The organism is Streptomyces capoamus, from assembly GCF_014654935.1.
Taxonomy (GTDB): Bacteria; Actinomycetota; Actinomycetes; order Streptomycetales; family Streptomycetaceae; genus Streptomyces; species Streptomyces capoamus.
In genome coordinates this window covers 51,083-61,743 of record NZ_BNBF01000001.1, presented here as the reverse complement: position 1 = coordinate 61,743, position 10,661 = coordinate 51,083, and the positions used below count along the sequence as shown (strand labels likewise).

General features: G+C 73.2%; 12 protein-coding genes. 2 read left to right on the top strand and 10 right to left on the bottom strand.

The annotated features are described in order from the left end of the window. A partial coding sequence (gene lnt / locus IE312_RS00310) for an apolipoprotein N-acyltransferase (protein ID WP_229898786.1) occupies positions 1–1,207 on the top strand: 1,207 nt, incomplete at its 5' end. Here lnt and IE312_RS00305 read toward each other — a convergent pair. Then, a complete protein-coding gene (locus tag IE312_RS00305) occupies positions 1,125–2,036 on the bottom strand; it encodes a Gfo/Idh/MocA family protein (protein ID WP_189977116.1) in 912 nt (303 codons plus the stop codon). The genes lnt and IE312_RS00305 overlap by 83 nt on opposite strands. Positions 2,037–2,046: 10 nt before the next feature. Beyond that, positions 2,047–3,222, bottom strand: a complete 1,176-nt coding sequence (locus tag IE312_RS00300; RefSeq protein ID WP_189977115.1) for an FAD-dependent monooxygenase — start codon at positions 3,220–3,222, stop codon at positions 2,047–2,049. 86 nt (positions 3,223–3,308) lie between these two features. On the opposite strand from IE312_RS00300, the gene IE312_RS00295 reads away from it, so the two are divergent. After that, the gene (locus tag IE312_RS00295; protein WP_189977113.1) at positions 3,309–3,917 is read left to right on the top strand and encodes a TetR/AcrR family transcriptional regulator; all 609 of its coding nucleotides are present in this window, start codon (positions 3,309–3,311) and stop codon (positions 3,915–3,917) included. Positions 3,918–4,075: 158 nt separating this feature from the next. On the opposite strand, the gene IE312_RS00290 is transcribed toward IE312_RS00295, so the two are convergent. The 8 genes from IE312_RS00290 to IE312_RS00255 all read right to left on the bottom strand — a co-directional run bounded on the left by IE312_RS00290 (position 4,076) and on the right by IE312_RS00255 (position 10,560). Continuing rightward, positions 4,076–4,288 carry a hypothetical protein gene (locus IE312_RS00290; protein ID WP_189977110.1) on the bottom strand — a complete coding sequence of 71 codons (213 nt, stop codon included), beginning with the start codon at positions 4,286–4,288 and terminating at the stop codon, positions 4,076–4,078. A gap of 91 nt (positions 4,289–4,379) precedes the next feature. Continuing rightward, complete coding sequence (locus IE312_RS00285; protein ID WP_189977108.1) at positions 4,380–4,892, bottom strand: Rossmann-fold NAD(P)-binding domain-containing protein; 513 nt, start codon at positions 4,890–4,892, stop codon at positions 4,380–4,382. Positions 4,893–5,070: 178 nt separating this feature from the next. After that, positions 5,071–5,754, bottom strand: coding sequence for a uracil-DNA glycosylase (ung, locus tag IE312_RS00280; RefSeq protein WP_189977106.1), 684 nt, complete (start codon positions 5,752–5,754; stop codon positions 5,071–5,073). Positions 5,755–5,848: 94 nt separating this feature from the next. Beyond that, the gene (locus tag IE312_RS00275; protein WP_189977104.1) at positions 5,849–7,426 is read right to left on the bottom strand and encodes an ABC transporter substrate-binding protein; all 1,578 of its coding nucleotides are present in this window, start codon (positions 7,424–7,426) and stop codon (positions 5,849–5,851) included. Between the two features lie 194 nt (positions 7,427–7,620). Continuing rightward, complete coding sequence (locus IE312_RS00270) at positions 7,621–8,382, bottom strand: SDR family oxidoreductase (protein ID WP_189977102.1); 762 nt, start codon at positions 8,380–8,382, stop codon at positions 7,621–7,623. 22 nt (positions 8,383–8,404) lie between these two features. Continuing rightward, entirely contained in the window at positions 8,405–9,166 is a 762-nt protein-coding gene (gene fabG / locus IE312_RS00265) for a 3-oxoacyl-ACP reductase FabG (protein WP_189977100.1), read from the bottom strand. A gap of 171 nt (positions 9,167–9,337) precedes the next feature. Next, positions 9,338–9,787, bottom strand: coding sequence for a DUF3037 domain-containing protein (locus IE312_RS00260; protein WP_189977098.1), 450 nt, complete (start codon positions 9,785–9,787; stop codon positions 9,338–9,340). After that, positions 9,784–10,560 carry a HipA family kinase gene (locus IE312_RS00255; RefSeq protein ID WP_189978171.1) on the bottom strand — a complete coding sequence of 259 codons (777 nt, stop codon included), beginning with the start codon at positions 10,558–10,560 and terminating at the stop codon, positions 9,784–9,786. Before IE312_RS00255 ends, IE312_RS00260 begins: the two co-directional genes overlap by 4 nt. Between the last annotated feature and the right edge of the window lie 101 nt (positions 10,561–10,661).

Here is a 10,661-nt window from a genome sequence, read left to right as displayed (position 1 = left end):
GCCCTCGGCCTGGCTGGTGGTGGAGCTGGTCCGCTCCTGGCAGGGCCTGGGCGGACCGTGGGGCATGCTGGGCGCCAGCCAGTGGCAGGTGGGCCCGGCGCTGCGGCTGGCCTCGGTCGGCGGGGTCTGGCTGCTGAGCTTCCTCGTGGTGGCCGTCAACGTGGCGGTGGCCATGCTGATCGCCGTGCGCGGATCGAGGGTGCCGGCCGTGGCCTCGCTGCTGGTCACGGCCGCCGTGGCCGCTGCCGTGTGGACGTGGGCACCGCGCCCCGAGACCGGCGGGCAGGTGCGGATCGCCGTGGTGCAGCCGGGTGTCGTGGCCGGTCGGGCCAGCGGGGACAAACGGTTCGCCCGCGAGGAGCAGCTGACCCGGCGACTCGCCGGGCAGGGCGTCGACCTGGTGGTGTGGGGCGAGTCCAGCGTCGGTTTCGACCTGGACGACCGTCCCGACCTGGCCCGGCGGCTGGCCGCGCTGTCCCGGGAGACCGGCGCCGACCTGCTGGTGAACGTGGACGCCCGCCGCTCCGACCGGCCCGGCATCTACAAGAGTTCGGTACTGGTCGGCCCGTACGGCCTGACCGGCGACCGGTACGACAAGATGCGGCTGGTCCCCTTCGGCGAGTACATACCGGCCCGTTCGCTGCTCGGCTGGGCCACCTCGGTGGGCCGGGCCGCGGGCGAGGACCGGCGGCGCGGCACCGGGCAGACCGTGATGGACGTCGGGCACGGCCTGCGGATCGGCCCGCTGATCTGTTTCGAGACCGCGTTCCCGGACATGGGCCGGCACCTCGCCGAGGACGGCGCCGACGCCCTCCTCGGCCAGTCGTCCACCTCGTCCTTCCAGCACAGCTGGGCACCGGAGCAGCACGCCTCGCTGGCCGCGCTGCGCGCCGCGGAGACCGGCCGCCCGATGGTGCACGCCACGCTCACGGGCGTCTCGGCGGTGTACGGCCCGGACGGGGGGCGCCTCGGCCCGTGGCTCGGCACGGACGCGAGCACCGCGCGCGTGTACGACGTGCCGCTCGCCCACGGCAGCACACCGTACGTCCGCCACGGCGACTGGCCGGTGCACGGCGCGCTGCTGGTGCTGGCGGCGCTGGGCGTGGCGGAGGGCGTGCGGGCGCTCAGGCTGCGCCGCCGCGGTCCTGAACCGCTCGCACCACCCGCTCGCACAGTTCATGGGTCGCCAGCGCGTCCCGGGCGCTGAGCACCTTCCCGGCGCGTACGGCGTCCAGGAACGCGAGGACCGCCTGCTCGATGCCGCGCTGCCGGGCCACCGGCACCCAGTCGCCGCGCCGCCGCACGGTCGGCTGGCCCTTGTGGTCGATCACCTCGGCGAGGTTGACCACCTGGCGCTTGGTGTCCTGTCCGGACACCTCCAGGATCTCCTCCGTGGAGCCGCTGAGCCGGTTCATCAGCCCGAGGGCGGTGAAGCCGTCGCCGCCGAGCTGGAGCACGACGTGGTGGACCAGGCCGTCCTCGACGCGGGCCCGGACCGTCACGTCGTCGACCGGGCCGGGCGCCAGGAAGCGCAGCGTGTCGACGACGTGGATGAAGTCGTCCAGGATCATCGAGCGCGGTTCCTCGGGCAGCCCGATCCGGTTCTTCTGCAGGAGGATCAGCTCCCGCGGATGGTCCTGGCACTGGGTGTACCCGGGGGCGTACCGGCGGTTGAAGCCGACGAACAGCGAGACGCCCCGCCGCTCGGCGAGGTCCACCAGCCGCTCGGACTCGGCGAACCGGTAGGCGAGCGGCTTGTCCACGTACGTCGGCACGCCTGCTTCCAGCAGCCGGGTGACGATCTCGGGGTGGACGGCGGTCGGCGCGTGCACGAAGGCCGCGTCGAGGCCGGCGGCGAGCAGCGCGTCCAGGGTGCGGTGCCGCTGCTCGCGGGGCAGGTGCAGGGCGTCCCCGGCCCGGTCCAGGGTGGCGGGCGTGCGGGTGTGCAGGTGCAGGTCGATTCCCGGCTGTGAGCCGAGCACCGGCAGGTACGCCTTCCGCGCGATGTCCCCGAGTCCGATGCAGCCGACCTTCACGTACGCTCCCCTACGGCTTGCCTGCGTGTTGCCTGCCGGAAGCATACGGGGGCCGCCAGTCGGCGACGCCGTCGAAGCCGCGCAGCAGGAACGCGGGCCCGGCCTGCGACAGGGCCGTGACGACGGTGTTCCGTACGGCCACGACGGCCCGGCTGCCGGCCATGTTCAGGCGGGCGACCCGGACGGCCCGGCGGGCGATGGCGGTCGTGCGCGGCAGACGGTCCGCGGTGTAGGCGGCCAGGTCGGCGCCGTGGTGGGCGAGGACGACCGCGTCCTCGATGGCCAGGTTGCCGCCCTGGCCGAGGGTCGGGGGCATGGCGTGGGCGGCGTCGCCGAGCAGGGCGGTCCGGCCCGCGTGGTAGGCCGGCAGGGGCCGGGCGAGGTGGTGGACGTCGTGCCGCAGCACGTCCTCGGGGCGGATGGCGGCGAGCACGGCGGGGACGGGGTGGTGCCAGTCGCCGTAGCGGCGCAGGAGTTCGGCCTTCTCGTCGTCGGGTGCCCGCTGTCCCGCCGGGACCATGGCCGCCCCGTAGGCGTACACGCGGCCGTCCGCGAGGGGCTGGGTGCCCCAGATCCGGCCGCGCCCCCAGGTCTCGTGCGGGGCGAACTCGGCGCCGGGCACGGGGATGAGGACGCGCCAGGTGGTGAACCCCGCGTACACCGCACCGGGGTGGGCGGGGAACAGGGTCGCGCGGACCCGGGAGTTGACGCCGTCCGCGCCGACGACCAGCTCGGCCTCCAGCTCGTCCCCGTCGGCACCGACCCGGGCGGGCCGGTCGCGGTCGCCGGGGTCGGCGAGGGCCGCGGGGGTCCCGGTGCGGACGGTGCCGGGCGGGAGCAGGGCGGCGAGCCGGTCGACGAGGGTGGTCCGGGGCAGCAGGACCAGGGGTCCGCCGAAGCGGGCCGCGGCGGCCTCGGCGTCCGAGCGGGACAGCCAGCGCCCGCCCGGTGTGCGCAGTCCCCCGTCGCCCTGCCAGGCCGCCAGGCCGCGGATCTCGTCGCCGATGCCGAGGACGTCCAGGGCCCGCAGGGCGTTCGGGGCGAGGGAGAGGGCCGCGCCGACGGGCCGCAGGGCGGGGGTGCGCTCCAGTACGGTCACCGCCCAGCCCTTCTGGTGCAGGGCGGCCGCCGCGGCCAGCCCTCCGATGCCTGCGCCGATGACGATCGCCCGGCCCGTCTCCGCCATGACCCCCTCCTCGGGACTACACCTGTAGTGAACGCCGACTGTACTACACCCGTAGTGAGACGCGCAGGGGCGGATAGGGTCACCTCATGCCCGCACAGCAGCCCGGCGCCGGGCGCGCCGATCTCGTCGCCGACACCGCCCTCGCCCTGCTCGCCGAGCGCGGCATGCGCGGGCTGACGCACCGGGCGGTGGACGAGGCGGCCGGGCTGCCGCCGGGCTCGACGTCGAACGTGGCCCGCACCCGGCAGGCCCTGCTGGAACTCGCGGTGCGGCGGCACGCCGAGCGGGAGGCACGGCTGCTGGCGGAGATGCCGGACCCGAGGGACGGGCCCGAGGCGCTGGCGGACGGACTGGCGCTCGCCGTCCACCGCTCCCTGACCGGCGACCGCGGGCTGCTGATCGCCCGGTACGAACTGGCCCTGGAGGCCACCCGCCGCCCCGAACTGCGTGCCTTCTACGACCGGACCGGCGCCGTCTTCAAGGAGCAGCTGGCCGCGCTGCTCACCGCGGCGGGGTCACGCGAACCGGACCGCCATGTGCTGTCCCTGGTGGCCTGGGCGGACGGACTGCTGTTCTCCTGCGCGGCCGGCTCCTTCGGCAGCCGGACACCGGACCTGGACGAGATCCGCACGGGGCTGCGGGAGCTGCTCGGGGGCCTGCTCGGGGCACGGCCCGAGGGCGCCGCCGGCGGCTGAGGCCGAGCGCGCCCGAAGGGGCGGGGCGGTACCGCCAGACGGCTTCCGGCGGCTCGCCGAGCCCCCGCGCCGCCCTCCGGCCCGCTCCGGTGGCGACGGCCGGGCGGTGACGGTCGGGCCGGCCGCCTGCGCGTCACCGAGGTACTCCGGCGGCATCCTCACACCGGCTGCCCCTCACCGCCCTCGGCGAGCCGGCGCAGGTCCTCGGGCGTCCAGCCGGTGATGCGGGCGACGGCGGCCGGCGCGTCGGGCTCCTCGGTCTCCCGCAGGAAGGCGACGGCTTCCACCTCCAGGTCGGCGCGCGCCGCGTCGAGGGCGGCCTCCGCTTCCTGGTAGCGCTGGGCGGCGAGTTCGAGCTTGGCGGTGTCCATGGGTACGAGCCTCCCACAGCGACACGGCCGTACCGGCCAGGCCCCTCGGGCCTGGCGCGCCGGGGCGGATCCGGGTCGTCGCGGAGGAGCGCTACCGCTGGCGCGGCGGGGTCCAGCCCTCGCCGCCCGGACCGCCGTCCTCCCCCAGTCGCGACGCCAGGCGGCCGATCGCCGACCGCACCCCCGCGCCGTAGCCGTCGTCCGCGAGGACCCCCGCGGCGCTGCGGGCCCGGCGCAGATGGCTGCGGGCGGCCTCGGCGCGGCCCAGCTTGGCGTAGTCGGCGGCCAGGTTGAGGTGGAGGGAGGGGAGGAAGCCCTGGACGCCGGACGGGTCGCCGCCCGCCCGGCCGTCGGCCAGTTCCTCCGCCGCCGACAGCGCCCGCAGGTCCCACGCGAGTTCGTCCGCCGGATCGTCCTGGGTGTCGGCCAGGTAGTGGGCCAGGGTGCAGCGGTGCAGCGGGTCGCCCGTCTCGCCGATCTCCGCCCACAGGTCCAGGAAGCGGCTGCGGGCCTCCTCGCGGTCGCCGCCGTGGTGCAGCATCACGACCTGCCCGATCCGCGTCAGCACGGCGTCCGGCGCCGCCTGCTCCTGTCGCTCCGCCACGGGTGCCTCCGGGCCGTCGGCAATGGTTCCGTCCTGACGCTAACCGGCGGCACCCGGATTGCCTGCCAGGCGCGGCCGGTGGCAACTGCGGGCGCGCCGTGGCCAGTCGCGCCCGCGCGGCGGGGCCGCGCACCGAGGCGGCCCCGTCCCGTCCACGGCGCTCCTGCGGCCCCGGCGGTCAGCCCAGGTTCGGGATCCGCCAGTCGACCGGCTCGTGCCCCTGCGCGGCGATCGCCTCGTTGATCTGCGTGAAGGGACGCGAACCGAAGAACCTCTTCGCGGACAGCGGCGAGGGGTGCGCGCCCTTGACCACCACGTGCCGGGTCTCGTCGATCAGCGGGAGCTTCTTCTGCGCGTAGTTGCCCCACAGGACGAAGACCGCGGGGTCGGGGCGGGAGGCCACCGCGCGGATCACCGCGTCCGTGAACTTCTCCCAGCCCTTGCCCTTGTGGGAGTTGGCCTCCCCGGCGCGGACGGTGAGGACCGCGTTGAGCAGCAGCACGCCCTGCCGGGCCCACGGCATCAGATACCCGTTGTCCGGGACGGGCAGGCCCAGCTCCTGCTGCATCTCCTTGTAGATGTTCCGCAGCGAGGGCGGGGTCTTCACCCCCGGGCGGACCGAGAAGCACAGGCCGTGTCCCTGGCCCTCGCCGTGGTACGGGTCCTGGCCGAGGACGAGGACCTTCACCTGCTCGTACGGCGTCGCCTCCAGCGCGGCGAAGACCTCCTCGCGCGGCGGGTAGACGGGGCCCTTCGCCCGCTCCTCCTCGACGAACTCGGTCAGCTCCTTGAAGTAGGGCTGCTGCAGTTCGTCGCCCAGAACCCCGCGCCAGGACTCGGGCAGCATGGCGATGTCGGTCACGTCAACGTCCTCACGATGTCAGGCGACCACGGCGGTCACTTCCAGGCTCCAGAACCTACAGGCGACCACTGACAACGCGGACCGGAAGGCCGGTTCACCAGCTCGTCTTGCGGTGCAGCGTCCACATCATCATGATCGTCGACGGGTCGAGGGCCTGCTCGCCGCCGGAGATGTCGACGCTGGCCGCGACGAACTGCCGGCCCTGCCACAGCGGGATCAGCCGGGCGTCGTCGACCATGATCTGCTGGGCCGCCTCCACGTCCTTCACGGTCCGGGCGCGGTCGCTCTCCGCGCGGGCGTGGGGCAGCAGTCTGCCGGTGATCTGCTTGGCCGGGTAGGGCGTGCCGAGGGCGTTGTGCTCGCCGACGAACGGGGCGATGAAGTTGTCCGCGTCCGGGAAGTCCGGGAACCAGCCGCGCCCGAACACCGGGTACTCGCCCTTCTGGTAGCCGACCACGTAGGTCTTCCAGGGGCGGCTCTTGAGCGTGATGGTGAACAGGCCGGAGGCCTCCAGCTGCCGCTTCAGCTCCTGGAACATCTGGGCGGTCTCGGAGCCGTAGCGGTCGGTGGTGTACCAGAGGGTGAGCGGGACGGGCCGGGTGATGCCGGCGTCGGTGAGGATCTTGCGGGCCTTGGGGACGCTGGGGTTGCCGTAGTCGTCGAAGAAGCCGGTGGCGTGGCCGGTCAGACCCTTGGGGACCATCGAGTACAACGGATCGACGGTGTCCTTGTAGACCTTGTGCGCGATCGCGCCCCGGTCCACGAGCTGGGCGACGGCCTTGCGCACGGCGGGCTGCTTGGCCCAGGGGTCTGCGGGGTTGAACACCAGGTAGCTGATGTCGGTGCCGGCGCCGTCGACCAGTTGCAGGTCCTCGGTGTCGTGCTCCTGCAGGGCGAGGATGTCGTCGGCGGCCAGACCCCGGTAGGTGACGTCGATCCGCTTGTCCTTGAGCGCCTGGACCATCCCGGCGGAGTCCTTGAAGTAGCGGATGGTGACCGCGTCGTTCTCCGGCTTGGCGAAGCCCTGGTAGTTGCCGTTGCGGACCAGGACGGCCTCGGAGTCCTCCTCGTAGGACTGGAGCTTGTACGGACCGGAGCCGTACACCGAGGTGTCCTTGCGCAGCGAGTTGGCAGGGTAGTCGTCCGGGTCGACGATCGACATGGCGGGCGTGGCCAGCACGAAGGGGAAGGTGGCGTCGGGCTGGTTGAGGTGGAAGACGATCTCGCGGTCGCCGGAGGTCTCGATGCGGTCCAGGCTGCCGAGCAGTCCGGCGGGCCCGCCGGGGGCGTTGATGGTGCGGATGCGGGCGATCGAGTGCCGGACGGCCTCGGCGGTCAGCGGGTCGCCGTCGGCGAACTTCATGCCGGAGCGCAGCTTGCAGCGGTAGGTGCGGCTCGTGGAGTCGGTGAAGGAGCAGCTCTCGGCGGCGTCGGGCTGCGGGGTGGTGGCACCGCTGGGGTAGGCGAGGAGCGTCTGGAAGATGTTCCGGTACAGCTCCCAGGAGCCGTCCCAGGCGCCGGCCGGGTCCAGTGTGCTCGGGGCGCTGGTGGTACCCACGACGATCGGCCCCTGGCTGTCGGGGTCGCCGTCGGACAGCAGACTGCATCCGGCCAGCAACGCTATGGACGCGATCGCCGCGACTCTCCGCAGGAATCGGTTCCGGTTGAACACGCGCACGCTCCTCGATCTGCCATACCAAGGGTCGGCAGACCATACCGCAGCGTTCGGCCACCTGAACCTGCCCGAAATCAGGCGTTCTTGATCGACTGGGCGTTGACGACGTTGTCATTCCGCTGTGCGGATCCGGTACGGCCTCCCGGGCGCCGATCCGTCCGAAAATCGGCGCCCGGAAGAGATGCCCCGCCTCAGCCGACGCCGGCGTTGAGGAAGATGCCGCCGTCCACGACGAGGGTCTGACCGGTGATCCAGTCGGACTGCTCTGAGGTGAGGAACGCGGCGGCCCCGCCGATGTCGGAGGGCACCCCGAGCCGGCCGAGCGGGTAGGAGGCGGCCGCCTCCTCCTCCCGGCCCTCGTACAGGGCCTGCGCGAACTTGGTCTTGACCACGGCCGGGGCGATGGCGTTGACCCGCACCCGGGGCGCGAACTCGTGCGCCAGCTGCTGGGTCAGGTTGATCATCGCGGCCTTGCTGACGCCGTACGCGCCGATGAACGGCGAGGGCGCGAGGCCGGCGACCGAGGCGATGTTGACGATCGCGCCGCCGTTGTCCTTCTGCCAGGCGTGCCAGGTCTTCTGGGCGAAGCCGAGCGCGGAGATCACATTGGTCTCGAAGACCTTGCGGGCGACGTTCAGGTCCAGGTCCGCGATCGGGCCGAACACGGGGTTGGTGCCCGCGTTGTTGACCAGGTAGTCGACCCGGCCGAAGGCCTCCATGGTGCGCTCGACGACCTCGGTCTGGTGGTCGAGGTCGTGCGCCTTGCCGGCGACGCCGATGACGCGCTCGGTGCCGAGCTGCTCGACGGCCTCCTTCAGGGCGTCCTCGCCGCGGCCGGTGATGCACACGCGGTCGCCGCGGGCGATCAGCGCCTCGGCGACGCCGTAGCCGATACCGCGGCTGGCGCCGGTGACGATCGCGACCCTGCCGGACAGCTCCGGGAGTTCAGTCATGACTGTGTTACCCCTGAGTCCCTTAGTTGAGCGGTCCGCCGGCGACGTACAGCACCTGGCCGGAGACGAAGCCGGCCGCCTCGCCGGTGAAGAAGGCGATGGCGTTGGCGATGTCCTCGGGCTCGCCGACGCGCTGCACCGGGATCTGGCCGGCGGCGGCCTTCTTGAAGTCCTCGAAGCCCATGCCGACCCGGTCGGCGGTGGCCTTGGTCATCTCCGTGGCGATGAAGCCGGGGGCGACCGCGTTGGCGGTGATGCCGAACTTGCCCAGCTCGATGGCGAGGGTCTTGGTGAAGCCCTGGAGGCCGGCCTTGGCGGCGGAGTAGTTCGCCTGGCCGCGGTTGCCGAGCGCCGAGGAGGAGGAGAGGTTGACGATCCGGCCGAAGCCCGCGTCCACCATGTGCTTCTGGACGGCCTTGGTCATCAGGAACGAACCGCGCAGGTGCACGTTCAGGACGGTGTCCCAGTCGGCGGCGCTCATCTTGAACAGCAGGTTGTCGCGGAGCACGCCCGCGTTGTTGACCAGGATGGTCGGGGCGCCCAGTTCCTCGGCGACCCGGGAGACGGCGGCCTCGACCTGCGCCTCGTCGGAGACGTCCGCGCCGACCGCGATCGCCTTGCCGCCGGCCGCGGTGATCTTCTCGACGGTGTCCTTGCAGGCGGCCTCGTCCAGGTCGATCACGGCGACCGCGCGGCCTTCGGCGGCCAGTCGTACGGCGGTGGCCGCGCCGATACCGCGCGCCGCGCCGGTGACGATCGCGACGCGCTGTTCAGTGGTGGACATTGCTGCTTCTCCTCGCCCTTGAGAGAACGTCTTGGGAGGACGTCTTGAGAGACCTTCGGGCCCTCCGGGAGGACCCCTGGTGCGGTGAGCGACCGCTTAGTACCTTCGCCACCCGTGACGCTAGAAGCCCTGGCACGCGGTGTCAACGGCACATCCGGCCGGTGTGATCCATTACCTCACCAGGAGGTCCAGCAACCGTTCCGTCTCAGCGGCCGGGTCGGCGGTCAGTCCGGTGTGCACCGGACCGGGCTGGACCACGGTGGAGCGGGGCGCGACCAGCCAGCGGTAGCGGCGCCCGGCGTCGTCGCCGGCCGCCTGCCCGGCCTGCTCGCCGCCCGCGCAGTGCCGCTCGATCGCGCCGAGCGCCGCGCGCACCCCGGCCACGTCGGCGGCCGGGTCCAGCGCGAGGAGCCGGGCCTCGTCCAGGTGGGTGAGGGCACCGACGTACCCACGGGCCCGGCAGTACACGACCACGCCCGCGTTGATGCACTCCCCGCGCTCCACCCGGGGCACGACCCGCAGCAGCGCGTACTCGAACACGTCGCGGTCGCCGCCCTGGCCCGCCCGGGTGATGTGGCGCTCGGTCACATGCCCGGCCACGTGGATGTGGTGCTCGCTCACTGGACCCCCTCGGTTCCGGTGCCGAGGCCGGTGATCCGCTCGGCGACGACGGCCGCCCGCGCGAGCAACGGCCGCGCATAGGCCCGGCGCAGCTCGTCCGGGGTGCCGAAGCCCGGCTCGCCGTCGAGCCAGGCCTCGGGGATCTCCGCGGTGACCTCGGCGAGCAGCTCCTCGGTGACCCGGGGCGCCAGCTCGGCCGCGGCGGCGCGGACGTCCGGGGCGAAGGGGGCCAGGGCGTGCTCGGAGGCGTCGTACGGGCGCGCGGCCGACGCCTCGGCCCCGGGCCAGTTGTGGTGCCAGATCATGGTGGCGCCGTGGTCGATGAGCCACAGCTCGCCCCGGTGCACGAGCAGGTTGGGGTTGCGCCAGGAGCGGTCGACGTTGTTGATCAGCGCGTCGAACCAGACGATCCGGCCGGCCTCCGCCGCGCTCACCGGGAAGCCGAGCGGGTCGTAGCCGAGGGCACCGGACAGGAAGTCCATCCCGAGGTTGGTGCCGCCGCTGGCCCGCAGCAGGTCCTGCACCTGCTGGTCGGGCTCGCCCAGCCCGAGCACGGGATCCAGCCCGACGGCGACCAGCCGGGGCACGCGGAAGCCGAGGCGCCGGGCGAGTTCGCCGCACACCACCTCGGCGACCAGGGTCTTGCGGCCCTGCCCGGCACCGGTGAACTTCATGACGTAGGTCCCGAGGTCGTCGGCCTCGACGAGCCCCGGCAACGAACCGCCCTCACGCAACGGCGTGATGTAGCGGGTCGCGGTGACCTTCTTCAGCACTTCCCGGGCCACCCATCTCTTCAGCCGACGGCACGAAGTGAGCATAGTAACCGGGAGTGATCACGGGCGGGGTGCGGCCGACACCCCCTAGGCCTGCTCCC